Source organism: Peribacillus sp. NPDC101480, assembly GCF_050277335.1.
Taxonomy (GTDB): domain Bacteria; phylum Bacillota; class Bacilli; order Bacillales; family DSM-1321; genus Peribacillus.
In genome coordinates, this window is the sequence record NZ_JBNNSB010000011.1 from 1 (window position 1) to 24,766 (window position 24,766).

Here is a 24,766-nt window from a genome sequence, read left to right on the forward strand (position 1 = left end):
GCGACATGTGGAGCTGACTGATACTAATAGATCGAGGACTTAACCAACGCTTTTTAAAAAATGAAATACCTTCTTATTATCTAGTTTTGAAGGAATGAAAATTCTTCAAAAATGAATATAGTCTGGCAATGATGGCGAAGAGGTCACACCCGTACCCATTCCGAACACGGAAGTTAAGTTCTTCAGCGCCGATTGTAGTTGGGGGTTTCCCCCTGTGAGAGTAGGACGTTGCCAGGCTGTTCATTTAAATCTTCAAATGGGTTTTAGGAAACATTATATTATTCCGCAGTAGCTCAGTGGTAGAGCATTCGGCTGTTAACCGAACGGTCGTAGGTTCGAGTCCTACCTGCGGAGCCATATGCTTCCATAGCTCAGTAGGTAGAGCACTTCCATGGTAAGGAAGAGGTCAGCGGTTCGAATCCGCTTGGGAGCTTCCCATTCTATCTATGAACACAAAACAGTTCGGCCCGTTGGTCAAGCGGTTAAGACACCGCCCTTTCACGGCGGTAACACGGGTTCGAATCCCGTACGGGTCACCATTTCAAATCATTAATCCGGAGGATTAGCTCAGCTGGGAGAGCATCTGCCTTACAAGCAGAGGGTCGGCGGTTCGATCCCGTCATCCTCCACCATTTTATTCTTTACTTGCCGGTGTAGCTCAACTGGTAGAGCAACTGACTTGTAATCAGTAGGTTGGGGGTTCAAGTCCTCTTGCCGGCACCACTTACAACCATATATTGCGGAGGGGTAGCGAAGTGGCTAAACGCGGCGGACTGTAAATCCGCTCCTTTGGGTTCGGCAGTTCGAATCTGCCCCCCTCCACCATTTTAATAAAATCCTGTGGATCAGTTATATATTCTCTATATTGGGGAATTATATGATTACCACCTTTTTATTTTGTTGAATATTAATTATTGCATATCATATATTGGGCTATAGCCAAGCGGTAAGGCAACGGATTTTGATTCCGTCATGCGAAGGTTCGATCCCTTCTAGCCCAGCCATTTGCGGAAGTAGTTCAGTGGTAGAATACAACCTTGCCAAGGTTGGGGTCGCGGGTTCGAATCCCGTCTTCCGCTTAATATATTTCATATCCCTTAGGGGCCTTAGCTCAGCTGGGAGAGCGCCTGCCTTGCACGCAGGAGGTCAGCGGTTCGATCCCGCTAGGCTCCACCATCAACTACATACACCAAAACTTACGTCTTAAGCCAAAAATGGTTTAAGACTTTTTTTTGTTTAAGGCTAGTTGGGTATACTAATCGCAAGAAAGATCTTTTTTCACCAAAAACATATGTGATAGGAAAACGTGCATCTTTATACATGGAAATGTCGAGTTGAACCAACCGGCATATACGCTATAAAATGGTGGAAAGGGGGAATTGTATGTCTATTCAGAAAATTTCCGTCATCGGGTTGCCTATGGACCTTGGTCAAGCAAGGCGAGGGGTGGATATGGGACCTAGTGCCATTCGCTGCGCAGAGATTGTCGAGCGGCTTGAAAGATTGAATATAGAAGTAGAGGATTTAGGGGATATAATTGTGGGGCGTCCTGAAAGTGCAGATGAGCCTGGGACAAATCTAAAAAACTTACAGCTTGTAGCAAAGGGTAACACCCTGCTTGCCACAAAAGTTGATGAAATAATAGAAGGAGGCTCCTTTCCGCTTGTATTGGGAGGAGACCATTCGATAGCCATAGGTACACTGGCAGGAGTCGCAAAGCACTATGAAAAATTAGGCGTGATTTGGTACGACGCACACGGGGATTTAAATACGGAAGATACTTCACCATCCGGGAATATACACGGTATGCCCCTGGCTGTCAGTATCGGGCTTGGACATCCGGACCTAATAAATATCCATGGTTTTGCTCCAAAAGTGAAACCGGAAAACATCGTAATAATTGGGGCAAGGTCATTGGATGAAGGAGAAAAAGAACTTATCCGTGAGAAAGGGATTAAGGTATTCACGATGCATGAGATTGACCGTTTGGGAATGACACGGGTCATGGAAGAATGCATTGATTACCTAAGGGAAAGAACGGATGGCGTCCACCTTTCATTGGATTTGGATGGAGTTGACCCAGCAGATGCACCCGGAGTGGGCACACCGGTGATTGGTGGTATAAGCTATCGGGAAAGTCATTTGGCCATGGAAATGCTTGCGGAATCCAACTTGATTACATCAGCTGAATTCGTAGAGGTGAATCCCATTTTAGATGAGCGAAATAAGACGGCGATCGTTGCCGTGGCCCTAATGGGTTCCCTATTTGGAGAAAAATTATTATAACTGAAAATTAAAAGAAACAGTAACCGGCTTGTAATGGGTTACTGTTTTTTATATGCTAGAAGACGTAGGTTTATTTTCCAGGGTGTATGTAACAGGAACATAGTTATAGATAGATGGTTGCAATCGTATATCCGTATTCACTTTAGAGCACTTCTGTCTGTGGGATCTCCATTTTTAGTTAAATGGATGTATTGGATGATTAAAGAATCCAGTTTACTGCTAACTTCAACAACCTCATTATCCACCATCGAAGAACGGGAAGCCAAAAACATCATCTTCTGTCTGTATTGTTCAATATGGTCTAAAATTTGTTCAGCAGTCATATAGAGAATCACTCCCTTGAATTTTACAATTTCTTACTATATAGCCCTGTTTTTTTTTTCTTAAACATAAAATGTAAAACTTTGTTAAAATTAATGTATTAAATTTTTGAAACCTTTTAGCTTACGATTCGTAGTAATCGTATAGCCGCATGAGCGGGGGTAATACCGGAAAATGGATGCACTCATTAAAGAGAGAATTAATCAAGTATTAAAGGGAGACCATAATGCATTTGGGGAAATTGTCGAAATTTACAAGGACAAAGTTTTCCAAATATGTTTCAGGATGCTCGGAAACAGGCAAGAAGCAGAAGATTTGGCGCAAGAGGCCTTTGTAAGGGCCTACGTGAATATTCGGAGTTTCAATATAACAATGAAATTTTCTACATGGTTATATAGGATTGCGACCAATCTTTGTATTGACCGGCTTCGCAAGAAAAAACCGGACTACTATCTAGATGCAGAGGTGGCAGGAACAGAGGGATTGAATATGTATTCCCAAATTGCATCGGATATGGCGAAACCCGAGGAAGAAGTTGAATCTTTAGAACTGCAGGAAACGATTCAAGTGGAAATAATGAAATTGCCCGAGAAATACCGATCGGTAATAGTATTGAAGTATATTGAAGAGCTATCACTAAAGGAAATCAGTGAAATACTCGATTTGCCGGTCGGTACGGTTAAGACGAGGATACATCGCGGTCGGGAAGCCTTGCGTAAACAACTACGCCATTTATAAAAAGAAGGTGAGAAAAATGAACTGCCATGAGGAAATCATTGAATATATGCATGATTATTTAGATGAGGACATCAAACCGGAGCATAAAGAAGTTTTACGGGAGCACTTGAATAACTGTGCTGAATGCCGGGATTACTTTCATGAAATGAAAAAGGCGGTCGCTCTTGTACAAAGCACTTCCCATATAAAGGCCCCGGATGACTTTACAGCAAAGGTTATGGCTCAATTGCCAAAGGAAACGAAAACAACAGGTGCCAAACGTTGGTTCAAAAGCCATCCCTTCATGACAGCGGCAGCGATGTTCATCATATTGATGACAGGATCTGTTTTTTCGACTTATAATCAGGACGAACATTTTTCAGTATCAAAGCAGCCTAACTTAGTGGTCGATGGTGAAACGGTGATTGTGCCTGAGGGTGAGACAATCAAGGGAAATGTGGTAGTTCAAAATGGTAACATTCAAATAGATGGTGAAGTAGAGGGAGATGTAACAGTCATAAATGGGCATAAATATATGTCTAAGGCAGGGAATGTGACCGGGAGCATCCATGTTATTGACCAAGCTTTTGAGTGGATGTGGTATAAAGTAAAGGACACTGCAACCTCGTTGGTTCCTGCTAAAGATGAGAATAGGGAATAGAAGCTGGGTGAGGGAACCGTTTTTCATTTAAGGTGACTTCGCCCAGCTTTATTTTTTTAGGGGACCATTATTCATGGTTCTTTTTTCCTGTGTAAATTTCTCACACTAGTTTTTAGATGTATCATTTAAAAAATGGTATACTATTAAGGTTATCGTATAAAGATTGTAATTGGTATTTGGAGTAATACTGACTGGAGGAAACAACATGTCTTTAACCAATTTGACTGTTTGGGACTATGTAGTAAATTTCATTGATATTCTCCTTGTATGGTTTGTGATATATAAATTGTTAACTATTATTCGAGGCACGAAGGCTATTCAGCTGCTAAAAGGAATTTTTGTAATTGTCATTGTAAAAAGCTTAAGCAACCTGTTTGGTTTCAATACACTCGGATGGTTAATGGCACAAGTCATGAATTGGGGAGTATTGGCGATTCTCGTCATTTTTCAACCTGAACTGAGAAGGGCACTTGAACAATTAGGACGCGGGAAGCTCTTTGCAAGGGGCACCGTTCCAGAAGAGAATCAGCAAGAGCGTTTAGTCGAGGAAATCCTAAAGGCGTCCACCTATATGGCAAAAAGGCGTATAGGAGCCTTGATTACGATAGAAAAAGGTACGGAGCTTGGGGATTATGTTGAAACGGGGATACCCCTGAAATCCTACATTTCTTCAGAACTGCTCATTAATATCTTCATCCCTAATACGCCGCTCCATGATGGCGCAGTTATTTTGCAAAATAACCAAGTGGCGGCTGCAGCCTGCTATTTGCCATTATCAGAGAGTCCATTCATATCAAAGGAACTTGGTACACGGCATAGGGCAGCCATAGGCATGAGTGAAGTTACGGATAGTCTTACGATTGTCGTTTCAGAAGAAACGGGAGGAATATCCGTCACTAAAAACGGGGAACTTTACCGGGATTTGAATCAAGAATCATTTAGGGCCATGCTTACAAGTGAACTGGTAGTGGAAAACATCAAATCAACTTCCTCAAGCATCTTTAACTGGAGGGGGAAAAAGAATGGATAAATTCACCAATAGCGCTTGGTTTATGAGAATCGTAGCTTTCGCCTTGGCAGCACTTTTGTTCATTTCCATTAACTTTGAGATGGAGTCGGATAAAAAATCGCTTGGTTTATCGACAGCCCCTGAAATCAGTACGGAGACCATCGAAAATGTACCGGTTGAAGTGTACTATGACCGTGAGAATCTAGTGGTGAGCGGAGTGCCGGAGACGGTTGATGTTACGCTTAAGGGAGCAAAAAGCCTCTTGATAAATGCGAAAAATCAAAGGGACTTTAAAGTGTATGTAGACCTTTCCGATCCTGCAATCTCAATGGGGGACAGAACTGTCACATTTAAAATAAGTGAGTTGAATGAAAAGTTAGTGGCGACGATCGATCCGGAATATGCCGAAGTCAACGTTCAGGAACGGGTGACGAAGGAATTCTCCGTTGAAGCCGAGTATAATAGCTCTTTACTTGAAGAAGGTTATACCGCTGGTCAGCCAACAGTCAGCCCGAAAACTGTCAAAATTACGGGTGCTAAAGATGCGATTGAACAAATTTCGTATGTAAAGGCAAACCTTGAAATAAGTAAGGGACTTAGCGAAACGGTGAACGCCAAGGCTACCGTTAAAGCCCTGGACAGAGACTTGAATAAGCTGGATGTGACGATCGAGCCATCTTCAGTTGCCGTTTCCTTAAAAGTGAGCATTCCTTCCAAGACGGTTTCGATAGAACCGAAGCAAACTGGCAAGACAAAGGATGGCATCAGGATCACAAGTATGAGTGTCGACCCAAAAGAGGTCACCTTATTCGGTTCGGAATCGGAACTGGAGAAAATAGATGAAATAAATCTTCCTGTAAATATCTCGAAAATCGATGGTGATACAGAATTGGAACTCGATCTTAATAAACCGGAAAGTGTACAAAAAATGTCCTTGGGTAAGGCAAAGGTCAAGATTCGCACCGAGAAAGTTGATGTGGATGAAGAGAGTTCAGAGCCAGTCGTAGAAGAGGAAGAACCTGAAACTGAACAAAAACAAGAAGAGCCAGTAGTCGAAAAAGAAGAAGAAAAAGAAAAAGATGAAACGGCTGCCGTTGAGTCCAAAACTTTCAACAATATACAAATTGTTCCTGTGGGCATACAGGATGGCCAAAATGCCGAATTGGAATCCGATGTAACTAGCATCACTTTGCTTGGTGAGGCGGATGATTTGAAGAAAATAACTAAAGACGACATTAATCTTACAGTAGATGTGAGTAATTTAGATGAAGGTACGCATGATGTGGATTTGGCGGTATCAGTGCCTGAGGGAATGGAATGGGAACTGGATTCTGAAACGATCTCGGTCACCATCACACAAAAAGACGAAGAGACATGACCTTGCTTTAACAACATCATTTAATTCAGTAACGATTCGAAGAAGGAGCGATAAAGATGGGTAAATATTTTGGAACAGACGGAGTAAGGGGTATAGCGAATAGCGAATTAACACCGGAGTTGGCATTTAAACTAGGCCGTTTTGGTGGCTATGTTCTTACTAGAAATACAGAAAAACCCAAAGTGCTGATAGGGCGCGATACTCGTATTTCAGGTGAAATGCTGGAAGGTGCGCTTGTTGCCGGTCTTTTATCCATTGGGGCTGAAGTGATGCGCCTTGGGGTCATTTCGACACCGGGAGTTGCCTATTTAACAAAGGCCTTAAGTGCTGAAGCAGGTGTCATGATCTCCGCTTCGCATAATCCGGTAGCGGATAATGGCATTAAATTCTTTGGACCGGATGGGTTTAAGTTATCCGATGACCAAGAAGCGGAAATTGAAGCACTATTAGATATGGAAAAGGATGAGCTTCCACGCCCGGTTGGCGGAGATTTAGGCCATTTGAACGATTATTTTGAAGGAGGGCAAAAGTATCTCCAGTACTTGAAACAATCAGTGGATGAAGACTTTACAGGCATTCATGTTGCTCTTGATTGTGCACATGGGGCGACATCTGCCTTGGCCATGCACCTGTTTGCAGATCTTGATGCAGACATCTCTACTATGGGGGCATCGCCAAATGGATTGAACATTAATGATAAGGTAGGTTCCACCCACCCTGAAGCACTTGCTGAATTCTTAAAAGAAAAAGGTGCGGATGTTGGACTTGCTTTCGATGGTGACGGAGACCGTGTCATTGCCATAGATGAAAAAGGAAATATCGTGGACGGCGACCAAATCATGTATATCTGTGCGAAATACTTGAAAGAAAATAACCGTCTGAAACAGGGAACAGTGGTTTCTACGATCATGAGCAACCTTGGTTTTTATAAAGGTCTTGAAGAGCATGGCATACAAAGCGCCCAGACGGCAGTGGGTGATCGCTATGTGGTCGAGGAGATGCGAAAAGGCGGCTATAACCTTGGCGGTGAACAATCCGGACATATCATCTTCCTGGACTATAACACGACAGGTGATGGCTTATTGACGGGGCTACAGCTTGTGAACATCATGAGCGATACCCAAAAAACCTTATCGGAGCTTGCTGGCGAGATGAAGAAATATCCACAAACGCTGATCAATGTCAGAGTTACCGATAAACACGCTGTAACCGATAATGAAAAGGTACAGGAAGTCATCAAGGCTGTTGAAGGGGAAATGAACGGAAATGGCCGTATTTTGGTGAGACCATCCGGTACTGAACCGCTAGTCCGTGTTATGGCTGAAGCACCGACAGTTGAGGAATGCACTAATTATGTAGATCGCATCGTCGCAGTTGTAAGAGCGGAAATGGGAATAAACGAATAACCAATCCTATGCATAAAAGGAACTAAATTTCCTTTTATGCATATTTTTATAAAGAAGTTCTTTTTCGCAGGTCTTGGTAATAAAGAATTGACCTATGTCCCTTATTTAAGGTATGATTATCCTGATTTACAACTCATTTTCTTGAAAATGGCTGTTTTAAAAAGGAGGGTAGGCAAGGAGAAACGGATTCACAAAAGCGCCTGAACTAAGTCTGGACGAGAAATGGCTTAGTTGACGAGGAGGAGGTTTATCGAATGATCGGCGGATACCTCCCGGCTGAAGTGCACAGCCGCAATAATTCCAATCTTAAAACAGTAGGGCAACTTACTGCACAAAGGGTTGGAAATGCACAATGGGAAAAAGTGCTTTAGGGCATTTCCTTTATAAAAATATATTAGAGATGAGGGGGCAGGGATGCCCCCGTGCATTCCTGTTCCCTCGAATCGGTTGGAGGAACAGAAATTATGTGTGGAATTGTTGGATATATTGGACTTAACGATGCAAAGGAAATTTTATTAAAAGGTCTTGAAAAACTTGAATATCGCGGTTATGACTCTTCAGGGATTGCTGTGAGAAATGAAGCAGGCGTGACAATCTTTAAGGAAAAGGGAAGAATCGCGGACTTACGAGCAGCCGTGGATGATAATACTATGGCACAAACCGGAATTGGACATACGCGCTGGGCCACCCATGGTGTGCCAAGCCGTGAAAATGCCCATCCACACCAAAGTAATTCAGGTCGATTGACTTTAGTTCATAATGGGGTCATTGAAAACTATGCGATTCTAAAACGTGAATATTTGAAGGATGTTGCCTTTAAAAGTGAAACGGATACGGAAGTCATCGTTCAACTGATAGAGAAGTTCGTGAACGAGGGCATGGAAGTGGAAGAGGCGTTCCGTCAAACACTCACTCTATTAGAGGGTTCATATGCAATTGCCCTATTGGATGCTGAAAATGATGAAACCATCTTAGTCGCAAAAAATAAAAGCCCGCTGCTGATCGGCGTCGGAAAAGACTTTAACGTTGTCGCTTCGGATGCAATGGCGATGCTGCAAGTCACAGATCAATTCCTTGAACTGATGGATAAGGAAATGGTTATCGTGACAAATGAAAAGGTAACGATCAAGAACCTTTCCAACGAAGAAGTCATGCGTGCTCCATACACTGCTGAACTGGATGCAAGTGATATTGAAAAAGGTACGTATCCTCACTATATGCTCAAGGAAGTCGACGAGCAGCCAGCTGTAATACGTAAAATCATTCAAGCATACCAAAATGAAGAAGGTAAACTTGCAATCGATTATAATATTACTGAAGCCGTAAGTGAGGCTGACCGTATTTATATCATCGCTTGCGGAACCAGCTATCATGCAGGGTTGATTGGTAAGCAATTCATCGAAAAAATGACTGAAATTCCGGTTGAGGTACATGTGGCATCGGAGTTCACTTACAATATGCCGTTATTATCAAAAAAACCGTTATTCATCTTCATTTCACAAAGTGGTGAAACTGCAGATAGCCGTGCCGTATTAGTGTCAATCAAAGCGCTTGGTCATAAAGCCCTGACCATCACGAACGTACCTGGCTCTACATTGTCACGTGAAGCGGATTATACGCTCTTGCTGCATGCTGGCCCAGAAATTGCCGTTGCCTCTACAAAGGCATACACAGCTCAAGTTGCGGTCTTATCCATCCTGGCAAATGTAACTGGCCAATTCCGTAACATGGAGTATGGTTTCGACCTTGTAAAAGAGCTTGGAATCGTAGCGACTGCAATGGAAGCCCTATGTGATTCGAAAGAAGAGATGGAAGAAATTGCTCGTGAATATTTGTCCGTTACGAGAAACTGCTTCTTCATCGGCCGTTCCCTTGACTACTATGTCGTTCTTGAAGGGGCCCTTAAGCTGAAGGAAATTTCATACATCCAGGCTGAAGGCTTTGCTGGCGGAGAACTTAAACATGGAACGATCGCCTTGATTGAAGAAGGTACACCTGTCATAGCACTTGCTACGCAAGCAGGCGTCAACCTAAGCATCCGTGGTAATGTGAAGGAAGTGGTTGCCCGTGGCGCCAACCCTTGCATCATTTCCATGAAGGGGCTTGAAGAAGAGGATGACCGTTTCGTCATCCCGGAAGTGAATGAACTATTAACACCCCTTATCTCTGTTATCCCGCTGCAGCTCATTGCTTACTACGCAGCCTTGCACCGCGAATGTGACGTGGATAAACCGCGTAACCTTGCGAAAAGTGTAACGGTTGAGTAAGTTACAATGAATGCAATGTAGATCTAAATAAAGTTCAACTGTTTATAAAAAGTTGCGAAGCTTTACCCCTTTGGCTATGATTAGCCAAAGGGGTATTTTTAATGTCAAAAACAACGAGAACCTCTCATGCTGACAAGCGGTTTAAAGCATGCCAAGGAATAGGAAAAGGTGTGCAGTGACAATAAAGTTGTTTAATGCAATCTATCAAATCCATCGGTAGGTAATAACGGCATCCAATAGAGCAATGTTAATGATCTTCCTATGGTGCATTGTTGAAAGAAACCCGTATTGGCATTAAATTTAGGCGATGTTGAAAATGAAGTCTTCATAAAAATTTTTTAATTTAGGGGAGAATGACATGGAAGTCTTTGCAGAATTTTTAGCGAATATTGATAACCCGCAACATAGGGAACGAACGGAAGAGGTCTTGGCTTGGGTAACTAAGAAGTTTCCAAATCTAATGCCGAAAATTGCGTGGAATCAGCCTATGTTTACCGATCATGACACATATATTATTGGCTTTAGCGTAGCCAAACATCATATGGCTGTTGCCCCTGAAAAGGCAGGGGTCGATCATTTCTCTGATGAAATCGTGCAGGCTGGCTATGATCACACCAAGCAGCTGGTACGTATCAAGTGGGACAGCCCGGTTGATTACTCATTACTTGAAAAAATGATCGAGTTTAATATTTTTGATAAGGCAGACTGTTCAACTTTTTGGCGGAAATAATAAATTGGATTATTAAGGGTGAAATTAATTTTAATCAAACTTTATACTAAACCATCAAATAGTAATAAAAAACAGCTGCCATTGCAGCTGTTTTTTATTACTATGGATTTAAAATAAACTTCAAAATCACAAAGTCCTTCACGAAATAGGAAGCAGAATGGTGAAGGTCGTTCCCTTTTCGAGTTCACTTTTCACGGATATGGTCCCTTCATGCATCTCTATAATTCTTTTCACGATGGATAGGCCTAGACCGCTGCCGCTTTTTGAGCGGTCCCTTGCCAGGTCGGCTTTATAGAATCGCTCGAATATATGGAACTGGTCCGTTTCGGAAATGCCGATTCCATTGTCGGATATCGTTATGGATGCCAGGTCATCTATCTGTTGTAATCGAATCGTGATCTTTCCGCGATGGCGGGTGAATTTGATACTATTGTGTATTAAATTTGTCCATACTTGGCTCATTAAATCCTGGTCTGCAACTATTGGAACTTTTTCTAAGGATATATCCAATTCGAGTTCTTTTTCCAACCAAGCGGGTTCACAAGCCAAAATAATGGTTCGTATTTGCTGATCCACCCTGAAATTTGTTCTTTCAAAAGGATGATGCTCGGATTCAAGGGATGTAAGCTTTAGAAGATTATCACTTAATTTAGATAATCTCCTGCTCTCTGTCTCTATTATATGAAGATAATGATTTCGTTCTTCGGGTGTCAGCTTATTAAATTGAAGAGCTTGGGCAAATCCTACAATGGAGGTAAGGGGCGACTGTATTTCGTGTGAGACGTTAGAGATGAATTCCTGCCGCATTTCTTCCATTTGCTTCAATTGCTTGGCCATGTGATTGAAGTGGTTAATGATATCCGTCATTTCGTTTTTCTTTTCCATTTTAAAATCCAATTGTACATTATAATCGCCATTTGCTATTTTCCTTAAGGCATCTATGATCTCGAGGTAAATATTTACCCGTTTATTGTGATGGATAGCGCGGATAAGATAACCGATGGATATCATGATTGCGATGCTTGTCATGATAGTGGCCAGAAACCGAACATAATCGGTTAACCTTAAGGGCAATAGTTCAATGATATAATATCCGGCGGAAAAGCAAATTGAAATAAACGTAACAAAAAACAGCGTGCCAAACATTTGTTTGAAAAATCGATTGCTTCTCATCTTGTTATCTCCAAGCGGTAGCCCAATCCCCAAATCGTTTTAATCCGGAAGGGGAATTCCGATTCTGGAAACCGTTCTCGCACTCTTTTAATATGAACATCAACAGTTCGTTCATCACCTTCATAATCATAGCCCCAAATGTCTTCGATAAGATCTTCCCTGGAAAAAGTTTTTCCAGGATAGCTTGCTAATTTAAACAACAATTCGAATTCTTTTAAGGGAATCGTATATTCCAGTTCTTTGAATGAAATTTCATGTGTGTTTCGATTCATCTTTAATTCGCCGATATTTAATGTTTGTGAAATAGTGATTTTATAGCGTTTTAGTAATGCCTTTATTCTCAGAACCAATTCGATCGGTTCAAATGGCTTTACAAGATAATCATCTGCCCCAAGCCCGAAACCTTTTACTTTCTGTGTTGTTTCCCCTTTTGCAGTCAGCATTAAAATGGGGATATCACTAAATTCCCGTAACTCCTTGCATAATTGCCATCCATCCATGTTAGGCATCATAATGTCGATGACTGCCAAATCGATTTTCGCTTTCTCCATTACTTTCAATGCTTGCAGTCCGTCTGAGGCCTCATATAGATCGAAGCCTTCTTTTCTTAACAACAGGTTTATAAGTTCGCGAATATGTGCATCATCATCGACTACCAATATTTTTGTCATCCTTCTTCTTTCCTTTCGGTGAATTAGGCCAGTTCAAGTTTGTTTAACTGCTGTTCAGCGAATTCGCGATATAATGAGTGCGTTTTATATAGCTCCTTATGTGTTCCGCTGCCCGTTATTTTCCCTTTTTCCAGAAAGATGATTTGATCTGAACCAACAACGGTCGATAGGCGGTGAGCAATGACTATTGTTGTTCGGCCTTTCATTAAATCATTCAATGCCTGTTGAACCACTTTTTCTGATTTGCTGTCCAGGCTGGAGGTAGCTTCATCAAGCATTAATATTTTGGGGTTTCTTAAAAATGCACGAGCGATCGCGATTCTTTGTCTTTGACCGCCTGATAATTTCATGCCCCTTTCACCAACCTCTGTATCATATCCGTTCGGCAGATCAGAAATGAACTGATCTGCATACGCCATTTTAGCCACTTGATTTAATTCTCCATCCGTTATATCCCGCTCGATACCATAACAAATATTATCTCGAATTGTACCTGATACAATCGGGCTTTCTTGTGAAACATATCCAATCTGGCTTCTCCATGAAAGGAGTGTGAAATCATTTATGTTTTCCCCGCCTATGGATATGGACCCTTGCTGTGGTTTGTAGAAACGCTCGAATAATGAAAAAAGGGTCGTTTTTCCGCTGCCGCTTGGGCCGACAATTGCAGTGACCTTTCCGGCTTCAACGTTAAAGCTTATATCTTTAAGTACCTGTTCTCCATTATTATAACTATAGTTCAGGTTCTCCACGCTGATTGATTGACCTATATTTTGAACTAGCTTCATTGCATCTTCTTCCTCCACTGAATCCAGAATGGAAATGATGCGCTCTGTTGCACCCGTTGCTTTTTGGAATTGTGTAAAGAAACTGGCTAATTGAGCCATTGGCATGATTATTTGGAAAAGATACATGATGAATGCAACTAGAGCTCCAGCTGTCAGGGCTCCTGAAGAAACTCGCATTCCCCCATAACCTAAAATCAGCACGAGTAATGCCATCATGACAAAACTCATTAGCGGCGCAATCAATGCTTGGATTTTTGCCTCTTTTAATCCGAATTGAAATAATTTATGGATGCCCTTTTTTCCATTTTGATATTCCAAAGCTTCTGCATTCGAAGCTTTAACAAGGCGTATTTCCGTTAGCACCTGCTGAAGGACTGCGGTGAAGCTTGCTGTCTCGTCCTGCATTCCTTTTGAAATTTTATGCATTTTTTTCCCTAATGGCATTAATATCAAAACAGAGAGCGGAATTGCAGTGAACATCAATAATGTCATTTTCCAATCCAGAACGAATAACACGATCATGGAGCCTACGATGGAAATGATTCCAGTAACGAAATTTGAGAGGTGTTCAGAGATTAATCCCTTCACTACTGTTGTATCATTTGTCATTCGGCTGACTGTTTCTCCCGATGGATGTTCATCAAAATAACTCACGGGTAATACGAGTAATTTTTTCCATAGTTGATCGCGGATACCGGCCACTACAGATTGACCGATCCGATTTAATAAATAGATGGAAAATCCACTGGCCAATGCTTGAACGATGATGGCAAGCACGAGAAGTGTGATCCGTTCAGTGCTTAGTGAACTGATTGAAAAATCATTAATTAGATTTTTTGTGAATAGAGGGACCATTAAACCTACACCTGTTGTACCTAGGCTTAATGCTAATGCTAGCCCTATCATTAGTTTAGAAGGCTTCGTTTGTTGAACCAACCGAATGAACTGGCGCCATCCTTTTTGATTTTTTGCTTCTGACATATGTAAATACATCCTTTCTTGGTTTTCATTACAGAGAAGTATATAAAAAAGTTGTGAATTGAATATGAACTACTCTTAGTTATTCCACGAAAATTCTGGTGAACCTTTTCTTTCTATTTTTCTTCAATACTACCGTCACTGTTCTCTGCCAAGTATTATTGTAGATGTACAAGAATGAAGGAGTTCCTTTAACATGAGCATAGGAAAAAGGAGAGCCCGGGGCTAGATCCGGGCTTTTCCCTTGTCCTCAAATAATTTTCAACTTATGTCGAATAGGTAAAAAGATATAGTGATATTTTGATTTTTAATAATAAATACCTATATAAGCTAAAAACTTACCGGTTTTAACCGATTAAATATGGAGATACAAAAAACAGTATAAGTTAGGTGGAAAAAATGATTATTTTGAATGAGTCCATTGTGTCGCCAATTCTTCTAAAGGTGTTAGAGGAAAAGCAGATTCCAGTGCTGGAACAAGGGCAATGGGGAGACACATTAACATCAGAAAAGCTAAACATTCAAAAGGATACAGAATTTTTCAACTCCATGGAAATGGACAAAAGAATTCTTACAAACTCTGAAAATGGCATAACATTATTAGGGCATTATCAACCGAATAGCAATGAATACATTTGGTCAAAGTTATTGAAGGATAAGAGTCAGGTACGAAATTTGACGAAATCTTTATATCCTGATTTCTATTTCCAAGATATTGATTTATCCATAATAAGTGACCTGGATAAAAATCAAATACCGTTTCCGGTAGTTATCAAACCCAATATTGGCTATTCAAGTGTAGGGGTGCACAAAGTCAAGAATGAGCAGGATTGGGATATAGCCGTGAACCAGCTTAAAGCGGATTTACTTCATTCGGATGGATTATATGATTCAGAGGTGATCGGTTCCCAGACCGTTTTAATAGAAGAGTGGATTCAGGGTGAAGAGTATGCGATTGATGGTTATTACAATCAAGATGGTGAACCGGTCATTTTGAATGTCTTTAAGCGACTATTCAGGGATGATTACGATACTTCCGATCGAATTTATTATACTTCGAAGTTGGCCATTAATGAAATCTATCATGATGCACTGAAGTTCATGAGGAATATCCAAACGGTCCTTCCACTAAGGAATTACCCGGTACACTTTGAAATTCGCAAAAAAGGAAATCGGGTGATACCCATCGAAATCAATCCCTTGCGTTTTGCTGGGGCGGGTACAACGGATCTAGGTTACCATGCCTATGGAATGAATATGTATGAACACTATTTTTCTGGAACGAAACCGGATTGGAATCGGATATTGGAAGAGATGGACGATCATATATATAGCTTTTTCTTTGCAGAGGTTCCACTGGAAATAAATCTGGAAGATGTTGCGCGTATTGATCATGAAGGACTTCGTCATGAATTCGAACATGTTTTGGAATATAGGCAGCTTCCTTTTCAAAATGACCGGAGCATGGCCATCATCTTTTATAGAAGTGAGGATTTGAATAAAAATCTCCGATTGCTTCATTTGGATTTAATACCATATTTGACTATAAAACACCTGGTTTTCAACTAAGGGGGACATGGAAATGAGATTTTCAAAGCTGAATCCTAAAAAATCTCTATTGGCAAAACTATTCTTGTTTTATATTATTCCTTTCGTACTTTTCGCAGGGGCCATGGGCCTTTGCTTTTCCTATATTACTAATAAAATGATCAATGAGAATGTCCTTCCGCAATTCGATGATCGTCTTTCTGAAAATGCCCACAGTTTGGCAGCAAGCCTCAATCCCACTTTGATAAACAAGGCTTCGGTACGGGGAGAAGAGATTAAGCGTGAGTTGGATGCCTTTGTTAAAGATAAAAAGGGAATCGAATATGTTTATGTTTTGAAGCGGGAGAACGATGCCGACATGATCGTAGCCCTGAACGGCAGCGAGGACTACATGGTGGAATCCCCCTTCACGCCGGAACAGGCAAAATCGATAGATGGAAAAAAAGATGTATTAAGTGAAATATATAAAGATAAGTGGGGTACACACAAGTCATACTTTACGCCAATCGATGGAACGGATGCGATTGTCGGAATCGATATGGATGCAAAATTCATTGATGAATTGAAAAGTACAATGATATTCTATAATATCTTATTTCTGGCAAGTGCCATTATATTAGGTGTGTTATGCGCCGTTGTCATCGGGAAAAAGATTTCGGGACCCGTCAATGAACTTGTTGGTTACACGAATGAAATGGCAAAAGGAGACTTAAGTAAATCGATTCCCGTTGTCAGACGGGATGAGATTGGCGATCTGTCAAGTGGATTTGAAGATATGAGATTAAGTTTGGCGCATATTATCCAGAATGTCCGTGAACATGCCCAAACGATGAATCAAACGACAGTGTCCATTCAGCAATCCTTTGAAGAGATGGTGGAATCCTATGGCCAGATAGTGACGGGGACAACGGAAGAAGCAAAAGCTTCGGAAGAACGTGCCCATCATATTGATCGAATTTCCAATATGATCAGTGACTTATCGGATACAATCCGTTTTATGAACGAGCAAACGAATGAAATGAATGAATTTACGATGCATACGAATACACTTGCTGAACAAGGAAGTAAGCAAGTGCAAGATGTAACGGGCCAGATGGATAAAATCATGGAAAACGGCCAAGCGAATAAAGCCAATTTGGTGAGCCTGGAAGAGGATGTAGTGAAGATAAATGAAGTGATTGGTCTAATTAGGGTGATTGCTTCTCAAACGAACCTGCTATCCCTGAATGCTTCCATTGAAGCGGCACGGGCTGGGGATGCGGGCAGAGGGTTTGCCGTAGTCGCTCAAGAGGTGCAAAAATTGGCTGTGCAAACAGATGAATCCATCGATATCATTTCAGAATCCATTATGCGGATTAATGAACAAACAGCCAAAGTCATCCAAAATAATGATGAGAGTTTTCAGGATATATTAAATGGTGTTTCCTTAGTGGAAAACAATGGCGAGATTTTCAATAAGATATTTGAATCCGTAGAGAAATTGCTGAAAGGCACGGAACAATTAGCCGCCCATTCGAAAAAAATCAATGAGTCTTCGGATGAAAGCCTGGCATCCATTCAGGAAATTGCAGCGATTTCAGAAGAAGGAGTCGCAACGACGGAGCAAATCTCGGCAGCTGCCATTCAACAAAATACCATAATGACTGGATTGAAGGAGCAAAATCAAGATTTAGCAAATGAATCGGCGATTTTAGAAGAAATGGTAGAAAAGTTCATTACCGAAAAATAAATATTTGATGTAATCATCTACAAAAACCTTTCGTTATAACGAGAGGTTTTTGTTTGGATGAATGCATGTAAGAGTTCATGTGTAATAGATAGAGTCACTTTCGTTACTGCTTATTTTTTCATCGAATTGAGAGAGTATTAAAAATTGCTGGAAAAAAGTTTAACCAAACCATTTGCAATCGCTACCATTTAATGTTATGCTTAGTCTTAATTATTTTTGTTCGGTACTAAGGATACTAAAAGTACTACTTTTCGTTTTCGATGATGACTTAGAGCAAGGATAGTAATACATTGTGCTTAGATGCACTAGGAGGCAACAACAATGGAACAAGGTAAAGTAAAATGGTTTAACGCAGAAAAAGGTTTTGGATTCATCGAACGCGAAAACGGAGACGACGTATTCGTACATTTCTCAGCTATCCAAAGCGAAGGTTTCAAATCTTTAGACGAAGGTCAAGAAGTTACTTTTGAAGTAGAACAAGGTCAACGCGGACCTCAAGCTTCTAACGTTCAAAAAGCATAATTTCAAAAACAAAAAAGACGGATCCTTGTTATAGGGTCTGTCTTTTTTTGTTTTGTGAAAATACATAACAAAAAACCCTGCTCAACGATGAGCAGGGTAAATGGTACAAGTAAAGTAAAACGCTTAAAAAGGTTTGACTAAGTATATCATAGTTTTTCTAAAAAATACTAAATTAAATATATTATACTTATCAAGGTACCGATAGGTAATTACTGAAATCATTGGATTGAAGGGGGTAAAGGAATTTATGCCCCTTCTTTTTTTTTGCCTGAATATAGGAAAGGGGACATCTCAGCAAAATTCCTGGGGAGCCACTCCGATGTGAAACAAAAAAACGATGGCCCACATATAAAGACATAAGGGCACTTTCATTAACTTTGGGAAGGAGAAAAGATTCTTATACATTCAAACATAGATTTGAATATTCAGGGAATTGTGTTATATTATAATCAAACGAATATTTGAATGAGAGGTGTGAGAAGATGACGGAACTGAAAGATATATGTGATGTTCACCTGCATGATGAAGTGAAGGTTAACCGCATTCAAGTAGAAATGGGCCAGGTGGATATATCCAGCATGTCGAAGCTGTTTAAAGTTATAGGCGATGAAAATAGGGCGAAGATAGCTTATGCACTCTGCACGGAAGAGGAATTGTGTGTGTGCGATCTGGCCAATATCATTGGTGCTTCGATGGCAACAACGTCACATCATCTTCGGACCCTTTATAAACACGCAATCGTAAAATACCGAAAAGAAGGAAAGCTGGCTTTTTATTCTTTAGATGATCACCATATAAAGCAATTGATTCTGATTGCGTTAGAACATCAGCAGGAGGTAAGGGTCGATGGCTGAGTCCCCAATGAAAACATATCGTATCCAGGGTCTATCCTGCACGAATTGTGCGGCTAAATTTGAGAATAATGTCCGTGAACTAGAGGGTGTGAATGATGCCAAAATCAACTTTGGGGCGTCGAAGATTTCGGTACAGGGCAGCGCAACCATTGAAGAGATTGAAAAGGCGGGAGCCTTTGATAACCTGAAGATCCGCGGTGAACAGGAACTGGTAACGCAAAAGGAACCATTTTGGAAGCAAAAAGAAAATATTAAAGTGGTGTTTTCGGTTATCCTATTGCTGGTCAGCTGGATATTGGATAATCGATATGCTGATGGAAGCATCATGCCGGTAATCGGTTATGCAGCTGCGATCATAGTTGGAGGATATTCATTATTTTTCAATGGATTGAAAAACCTTGTAAGGCTTCGCTTTGATATGCACACCCTAATGACGGTTGCCATCATCGGAGCGGCCGTGCTTGGTGAATGGGGCGAGGGCGCTACCGTCGTCATTCTATTTGCGATAAGTGAGGCATTGGAAAAATATTCGATGGATAAAGCACGTAATTCCATCGAATCATTAATGAACATCGCACCTAAAGAAGCCTTGATCCTTAGAGGGCATCACGAAATGATGGTTGGGGTTGATGAGATTGAAGTGGGCGACATCATGATCGTTAAACCGGGTCAAAAGCTTGCAATGGATGGCCGGATCATGAAAGGGGCCTCGACACTTAATCAAGCAGCCATTACTGGGGAATCCGAGCCGGTTTTTAAAACGGTTGAGGGTGAAGTGTTTGCCGGAACCTTAAATGGTGAAGGGCTGCTCGAAGTGGAGGTCACGAAGCGAGTCGAGGATACGACGATTGCAAAAATCATCCATCTTGTTGAAGAAGCACAGGCCGAAAAAGCCCCATCCCAAGCCTTCGTGGATAAATTCGCAAAATTCTATACGCCGGCCATCATGCTCATTGCCTTGGCCATTGCCGTATTACCCCCGATTGTGATGAACGGGGATTGGGGTGAATGGATTTACCGGGGATTGGCTGTACTGGTTGTCGGCTGTCCTTGTGCTTTGGTCATTTCCACTCCCATCGCCATCGTGACCGCTATCGGAAATGCTGCGAAACATGGTGTGCTGATTAAAGGCGGGGTCCATTTGGAGGAAGCAGGAGCCTTAAAGGCGATCGCGTTTGACAAAACGGGTACTTTAACAAAGGGCGTACCTGAAGTGACTGATTTCAAGTTGTTATCTGATGTGTTGAATGAACAGGATGTGCTGGCTATCGCTGCTGCTTTAGAAAGCAGATCACAGCACCCCCTTGCCACGGCCATTCTTCAAAAGGCGGAAAACCACGATGTGGACTATCATTCTTTATTGGTAGAGGATTTTACTGCTATCACCGGTAAAGGCATAAAGGGGAAAATCAATCAAGAAATCTATTACATTGGTAAGCCCCATCTTTTTGAAGAAGAGCCAGGTATAGTGTTCTCTGAGGATGTGCTTAAATTAATCAGCGGCTTTCAAAATACAGGGAAAACGGTGATGGTGCTTGGTGATCAAGTGAAGCTCCTGGCACTGATCGCAGTTTCAGATGAAATAAGGGAAAGCAGTAAGGAAGCGATTCGGAAACTGCATGAATTGGGCATTGAAAAAACGATCATGCTGACTGGCGATAATATCGGAACAGCTAAAGCAATTGGAGCGGCGGCTGGCGTTCATGAGATTGAGGCGGAGCTATTGCCGCAGGATAAATTGAACATGATCAAACGATGGAAACAAAAATATGATCGAGTGGCCATGGTAGGCGATGGTGTCAATGATGCTCCAGCCTTGGCAGCTTCCACGGTAGGGATTGCAATGGGCGGGGCGGGCACGGATACGGCCCTTGAAACTGCCGATATCGCCTTAATGGGTGATGACTTATCGAAGCTGCCTTATACAATCCGCTTAAGCCGCAAAACATTAAAAATCATAAAGCAGAACATCACGTTTTCATTGGTGATTAAAATCCTGGCCTTATTATTGATAGCGCCGGGCTGGTTAACACTTTGGATGGCGATTTTTGCCGACATGGGTGCGACGTTATTAGTGACCTTGAACAGTCTTAGGTTGTTGAGAATAAAAGAATAGAATAATAAAAGCTCCCTGGCGCATCTTAAGGTGCACCAGGGAGCTTTTATTTATGAACTTTCCAATTGTTTCATGTGAAACTTTGAAAAAAGCAGTCGGTCCTCTTATTTTTTTGTTGAAAGTTAAAGGAGGTTCAATGAAAAATATTGCTTTGGCAGCAATCGTTATGCAGGCGATGTCTGGTATGCTACAATGTGGCTGACTTTTAGGCAGCATGATAGGTTTGTTTAAGTATAATATAGGGAGTAAGGTATGTACGGAAAGGATTTGAAATGATGGAATTACAGCAAAGGGCTATCTTGGTTGGAGTTAATCTCAACGGTTCAAGGGATTTTGAGTATTCGATGGAGGAATTGGCCAATTTAACGGAAGCATGTGAGGTAGAGGTTGCAGGGACCATCACACAAAATTTGCATCGGGTGAACTCATCACATTTTATCGGTACCGGGAAAATCGAGGAAGTAAAAAATCTCGTTGAGTATAAAGAAGCTAATGTCGTCATTTTTAATGATCAGCTCTCCCCTTCGCAACTTCGCAATCTGGAGAGGGACATGGATTGCAAGGTGATTGACCGGACAATCTTGATTCTGGACATCTTCGCGCATCGGGCGAAAACGAAGGAAGCACAGCTTCAGGTAGAAGTGGCGAAGCTGCAGTATATGCTCCCGCGTCTTGTAGGTTTGAGGGAGTCATTAGGGCGTCAGAGTGGCGGGGTCGGTACAAACAAGGGTGCAGGTGAAAAGCAGTTGGAGCTTGACCGCAGGAGAATCGAGGAAAATATAAGTGTATTGAATAAGGAACTGGAAGACCTTGTTGCACACCGGCAAACGCAGAGGAAACAGCGGAAAAAGAATGCCATCCCTGTCGTATCCTTGGTCGGTTATACCAATGCAGGTAAATCTTCGATCATGAATGCTTTGATCGAAATGTTCCATCCAACAGCAGAGAAGCAGGTGTTTGAGAAGGATATGCTGTTCGCTACGCTTGAAACATCCGTCCGAAACATTCCGCTGCCGGATAATAAGGAATTTTTATTGACTGATACGGTGGGATTTGTGTCTAAATTGCCCCATCATCTCGTAAAAGCATTCCGATCAACACTAGAAGAAGTGGTGGAAGCGGATCTGTTGATCCATGTTGTCGACTTTTCCAATCCAAATCATGAGCAGCAAATAGAGATAACGGATAAGACTTTAAATGAGATAGGCATTAAAGGGATTCCGACGATTTTTGCCTATAACAAAGCGGACCTTACCGATTTGGAAATCCCTAAGGTGAATCGTGACTCTGTATATATGTCAGCAAAAAACAAAGTCGGCATCGAGGAATTGATCGAAAAAATTCGCCAGCGTATTTTTGTCGACTATACTCACTGTGAAATGCTGATTCCATATGATCAAGGGCAGCTGGTTTCCTATTTCAATGAAAATGGTCACATAACGGAAACTGAATATGAGGCAAATGGATATCGAATAAAGCTTGAGTGCAAGAAAACGGATTATGAGAAATATAAACGATACGTTATTCATCCGGAATGAGCCTGCCTGTTGATAAATTGTTAACGGTTTGTTGATAAGTGGAAAAGTTGATTTTCATATGTGGATAACTTTTGTTAAAATGCTTCTGTTCCGCAAAAACAAAGAGAATATCACCATATAATATGTGAATAAGTTGTGGATAAAAGTGAAAAGACCCAGGAAACCTTGAATTGAGTTTCTGGGCTTTTTTTTATGTGGACAAAGTGTTGATAAGTAGGTTTTGGAACAAATCATCCAAATAATATCAGGAAGTATGATGAAACGTGAGTTTGAATGTAGAAAAATGACGATGTTTATCATTTATTGTTAGGAAATATAACATGAATATTACATATTGCATATCTAGCATCTGGAAATACTTTACACTTTGTATAATGTAACTTGCTTTTCAACATTATAAAATAAAGAATACTCAATTCTCTGATTTATCATCAGGTTTTGATTTTTTAAGATTAGTAGGGGGGGCTTTTTGTGTTAGAAGGAAGCAGGGATAGAGGAGTGACCAGTGAGAGAATGATAGAAATAATAAACAAAACGAGAGAATTTTGGCTGGGAAATCGCCATGACTTGTTAGCTGAATAAATTGACGGAAACCATGTTGGCAATCATTTCAATCGTTTAAATATGAGGACAGTAGAGAGAAATGCATGCAATTCCTCCCTTTTTATTTTTCAAAAATAAATGTTTGGAAGGAGAAATAGTGGATGAGTATGACGAGCCCGTTAAAAGGTGGTCTAGAGATTAACTTTCAGGAAGCGGAGAGGGGTTTATCCCCAAGGGAAGCTTTGGAAGAATCGAATCGATGTTTATACTGCTATGATGCCCCATGTATCCAAGCCTGTCCGACGGGAATAGATATTCCAGGTTTTATTAAGAAGATAGCTTCAGGTAATTTTAAAGGGTCGGCCAAGACGATCATGACTGCCAATCCTGTCGGTGCCAGCTGTGCTCGGGTATGTCCGACTGAAGAGTTATGTGAGGGAGCATGTGTCCTGAACCACTCTACAAAGCCAATCATGATTGGCAATCTCCAGCGTTATTCCACAGATTGGGCCATCCAAAATAAACAAGCCCTATTCAAGGCCGGGAAGAAGAATGGCAAAAAAGTTGCCATTGTAGGAAGCGGTCCCGCGGGTTTGTCTGCAGCAAGGGAGTTAGCCTTGCTTGGCTACAGTGTAACCATTTTCGAAGCTGAAAAGAATCCAGGCGGATTAAATACTTACGGGATTGTATCGTTCCGTTTGCCTCAGAGCATTTCTTATTGGGAAGTTGAACAAGTAAAGAGTTTGGATGTTGATATTAAAACGAATACACGGGTCGGAGTGGATGTTTCCGCAAACCAGCTGACTGCCGACTATGATGCGGTCATTTTAGCTATCGGCATGTCCGATGTCCCTAAGCTTGGAATTGAAGGGGAGGATTTGGCTGAAGTTTATGATGCAATCGATTTCGTAAAAGCAACGAAAACAGGGGCAATCACTGATAAATTCATTGGGAAGAAGATGGCGGTGATTGGAGCTGGAAACACGGCGATCGATGCCGCAACCTGTTCTGTACGCCTGGGCGCCGAACAGGTGAGCATTATTTATCGTCGTACCCAAAAGGAAATGACAGCCTATGATTTTGAATATGAGTTTGCCAAACAAGAAGGTGTCGGGTTTCACTGGCTGACTGTACCCTCCAGGATCCTCTCGGATGAAAGAGGTCAGGTTACGGGCATCGAGTGCGTGAAGATGGTGCTTAGCGAGGCAGGGGAAGATGGGCGGCGCCGTCCAGTCCAAATTCCCGGGTCGGAGTTCGTCATACCGGTCGATGGGGTAATTCGTGCTATAGGCCAATCCAGATATATAGGATTGATTGAACAGTTCGGCATTGAACATGATGATGGTGTCGTTACATTGGATGGTGATTCCTATAAGACATCGCATGAAAAGATCTTTGCGTGCGGTGACGTGATCTTCGGAAAAGGCCAAGGTGAGGCAATGGTTGTTTCAGCTGCCCAGCAAGGGAAAAAGACAGCCTATGAAATTGACTCGATTTTGATGGGCGAAGCGGTGGATATTGCTTAATAACT

The 24,766-nt window shown here is 41.5% G+C and carries 20 protein-coding genes, 9 tRNA genes and 1 rRNA gene; 26 read left to right on the forward strand and 4 right to left on the reverse strand.

The window, feature by feature from the left end; genetic code table 11:
• Positions 1-121 precede the first annotated feature (121 nt).
• From rrf to rocF, 11 genes are all read left to right on the forward strand, one after another.
• Positions 122-237: ribosomal RNA gene (gene rrf / locus ACQKMF_RS24510) — 5S ribosomal RNA — on the forward strand.
• 45 nt (positions 238-282) lie between these two features.
• Positions 283-357 (forward strand) — tRNA-Asn (locus tag ACQKMF_RS24515).
• Between the two features lie 3 nt (positions 358-360).
• A tRNA-Thr gene (locus ACQKMF_RS24520) sits at positions 361-433 on the forward strand.
• A gap of 31 nt (positions 434-464) precedes the next feature.
• Positions 465-539 (forward strand) — tRNA-Glu (locus ACQKMF_RS24525).
• A 17-nt stretch (positions 540-556) separates the two neighbouring features.
• A tRNA-Val gene (locus tag ACQKMF_RS24530) sits at positions 557-632 on the forward strand.
• Positions 633-647: 15 nt separating this feature from the next.
• Positions 648-723 (forward strand) — tRNA-Thr (locus ACQKMF_RS24535).
• Positions 724-741: 18 nt separating this feature from the next.
• Positions 742-825: transfer RNA gene (locus ACQKMF_RS24540), tRNA-Tyr, on the forward strand.
• 104 nt (positions 826-929) lie between these two features.
• Positions 930-1,004, forward strand: a tRNA-Gln gene (locus tag ACQKMF_RS24545).
• Between the two features lie 3 nt (positions 1,005-1,007).
• Positions 1,008-1,079 (forward strand) — tRNA-Gly (locus ACQKMF_RS24550).
• A gap of 21 nt (positions 1,080-1,100) precedes the next feature.
• A tRNA-Ala gene (locus ACQKMF_RS24555) sits at positions 1,101-1,176 on the forward strand.
• Positions 1,177-1,383: 207 nt separating this feature from the next.
• On the forward strand, positions 1,384-2,286 hold the full coding sequence (rocF, locus tag ACQKMF_RS24560; RefSeq protein ID WP_101225658.1) for an arginase: 903 nt from the start codon (positions 1,384-1,386) through the stop codon (positions 2,284-2,286).
• Positions 2,287-2,423: 137 nt separating this feature from the next.
• Here the strand turns inward: rocF and ACQKMF_RS24565 are convergent, their stop codons facing one another.
• Positions 2,424-2,609: an aspartyl-phosphate phosphatase Spo0E family protein gene (locus tag ACQKMF_RS24565; RefSeq protein WP_101225659.1), complete on the reverse strand. Its 186-nt coding sequence runs from the start codon at positions 2,607-2,609 to the stop codon at positions 2,424-2,426.
• A gap of 172 nt (positions 2,610-2,781) precedes the next feature.
• Here ACQKMF_RS24565 and sigW point away from each other — a divergent pair, with 172 nt between their 5' ends.
• From sigW to ACQKMF_RS24600, 7 genes are all read left to right on the forward strand, one after another.
• Entirely contained in the window at positions 2,782-3,345 is a 564-nt protein-coding gene (gene sigW / locus ACQKMF_RS24570) for an RNA polymerase sigma factor SigW (RefSeq protein ID WP_048685727.1), read from the forward strand.
• A 16-nt stretch (positions 3,346-3,361) separates the two neighbouring features.
• Positions 3,362-3,985 carry an anti-sigma factor family protein gene (locus ACQKMF_RS24575; RefSeq protein ID WP_101225660.1) on the forward strand — a complete coding sequence of 208 codons (624 nt, stop codon included), beginning with the start codon at positions 3,362-3,364 and terminating at the stop codon, positions 3,983-3,985.
• 205 nt (positions 3,986-4,190) lie between these two features.
• Positions 4,191-5,015 (forward strand): diadenylate cyclase CdaA, encoded by an 825-nt coding sequence (gene cdaA / locus ACQKMF_RS24580; RefSeq protein ID WP_034304935.1) that lies wholly within the window; start codon positions 4,191-4,193, stop codon positions 5,013-5,015.
• On the forward strand, positions 5,008-6,372 hold the full coding sequence (locus ACQKMF_RS24585) for a CdaR family protein (RefSeq protein WP_101225661.1): 1,365 nt from the start codon (positions 5,008-5,010) through the stop codon (positions 6,370-6,372). The genes cdaA and ACQKMF_RS24585 overlap by 8 nt, the downstream gene beginning before the upstream one ends.
• Positions 6,373-6,428: 56 nt before the next feature.
• Positions 6,429-7,778: a phosphoglucosamine mutase gene (glmM, locus tag ACQKMF_RS24590; RefSeq protein WP_101225662.1), complete on the forward strand. Its 1,350-nt coding sequence runs from the start codon at positions 6,429-6,431 to the stop codon at positions 7,776-7,778.
• 464 nt (positions 7,779-8,242) lie between these two features.
• Positions 8,243-10,045 (forward strand): glutamine--fructose-6-phosphate transaminase (isomerizing), encoded by a 1,803-nt coding sequence (glmS, locus tag ACQKMF_RS24595; RefSeq protein ID WP_101225663.1) that lies wholly within the window; start codon positions 8,243-8,245, stop codon positions 10,043-10,045.
• Positions 10,046-10,403: 358 nt separating this feature from the next.
• Positions 10,404-10,775 (forward strand): iron chaperone, encoded by a 372-nt coding sequence (locus ACQKMF_RS24600; protein ID WP_427575377.1) that lies wholly within the window; start codon positions 10,404-10,406, stop codon positions 10,773-10,775.
• Positions 10,776-10,913: 138 nt separating this feature from the next.
• Here ACQKMF_RS24600 and ACQKMF_RS24605 read toward each other — a convergent pair whose 3' ends face one another.
• The 3 genes from ACQKMF_RS24605 to ACQKMF_RS24615 are packed head-to-tail and all read right to left on the reverse strand — an operon-like array spanning position 10,914 to position 14,400.
• Complete coding sequence (locus ACQKMF_RS24605) at positions 10,914-11,948, reverse strand: sensor histidine kinase (protein WP_427575379.1); 1,035 nt, start codon at positions 11,946-11,948, stop codon at positions 10,914-10,916.
• Positions 11,945-12,619 carry a response regulator gene (locus ACQKMF_RS24610; protein ID WP_427575381.1) on the reverse strand — a complete coding sequence of 225 codons (675 nt, stop codon included), beginning with the start codon at positions 12,617-12,619 and terminating at the stop codon, positions 11,945-11,947. The genes ACQKMF_RS24605 and ACQKMF_RS24610 overlap by 4 nt, the downstream gene beginning before the upstream one ends.
• 23 nt (positions 12,620-12,642) lie before the next feature.
• Positions 12,643-14,400 carry an ABC transporter ATP-binding protein gene (locus ACQKMF_RS24615; protein ID WP_427575383.1) on the reverse strand — a complete coding sequence of 586 codons (1,758 nt, stop codon included), beginning with the start codon at positions 14,398-14,400 and terminating at the stop codon, positions 12,643-12,645.
• Between the two features lie 384 nt (positions 14,401-14,784).
• On the opposite strand from ACQKMF_RS24615, the gene ACQKMF_RS24620 reads away from it, so the two are divergent.
• From ACQKMF_RS24620 to ACQKMF_RS24655, 8 genes are all read left to right on the forward strand, one after another.
• The gene (locus ACQKMF_RS24620) at positions 14,785-15,954 is read left to right on the forward strand and encodes an ATP-grasp domain-containing protein (protein ID WP_427575385.1); all 1,170 of its coding nucleotides are present in this window, start codon (positions 14,785-14,787) and stop codon (positions 15,952-15,954) included.
• 13 nt (positions 15,955-15,967) lie between these two features.
• Positions 15,968-17,662, forward strand: coding sequence for a methyl-accepting chemotaxis protein (locus ACQKMF_RS24625; RefSeq protein WP_402945290.1), 1,695 nt, complete (start codon positions 15,968-15,970; stop codon positions 17,660-17,662).
• Between the two features lie 321 nt (positions 17,663-17,983).
• Positions 17,984-18,184, forward strand: a complete 201-nt coding sequence (locus ACQKMF_RS24630) for a cold-shock protein (protein WP_034304915.1) — start codon at positions 17,984-17,986, stop codon at positions 18,182-18,184.
• A 482-nt stretch (positions 18,185-18,666) separates the two neighbouring features.
• On the forward strand, positions 18,667-19,038 hold the full coding sequence (locus tag ACQKMF_RS24635; RefSeq protein ID WP_427575388.1) for an ArsR/SmtB family transcription factor: 372 nt from the start codon (positions 18,667-18,669) through the stop codon (positions 19,036-19,038).
• Positions 19,031-21,154: a heavy metal translocating P-type ATPase gene (locus tag ACQKMF_RS24640; protein ID WP_427575390.1), complete on the forward strand. Its 2,124-nt coding sequence runs from the start codon at positions 19,031-19,033 to the stop codon at positions 21,152-21,154. Before ACQKMF_RS24635 ends, ACQKMF_RS24640 begins: the two co-directional genes overlap by 8 nt.
• A 52-nt stretch (positions 21,155-21,206) precedes the next feature.
• A complete protein-coding gene (locus ACQKMF_RS24645) occupies positions 21,207-21,356 on the forward strand; it encodes a hypothetical protein (protein WP_157831163.1) in 150 nt (49 codons plus the stop codon).
• Between the two features lie 70 nt (positions 21,357-21,426).
• Positions 21,427-22,692, forward strand: a complete 1,266-nt coding sequence (gene hflX / locus ACQKMF_RS24650; protein ID WP_402945301.1) for a GTPase HflX — start codon at positions 21,427-21,429, stop codon at positions 22,690-22,692.
• Positions 22,693-23,402: 710 nt separating this feature from the next.
• Complete coding sequence (locus ACQKMF_RS24655) at positions 23,403-24,761, forward strand: NAD(P)-dependent oxidoreductase (RefSeq protein ID WP_427575431.1); 1,359 nt, start codon at positions 23,403-23,405, stop codon at positions 24,759-24,761.
• The last annotated feature ends 5 nt before the right edge of the window (positions 24,762-24,766 follow it).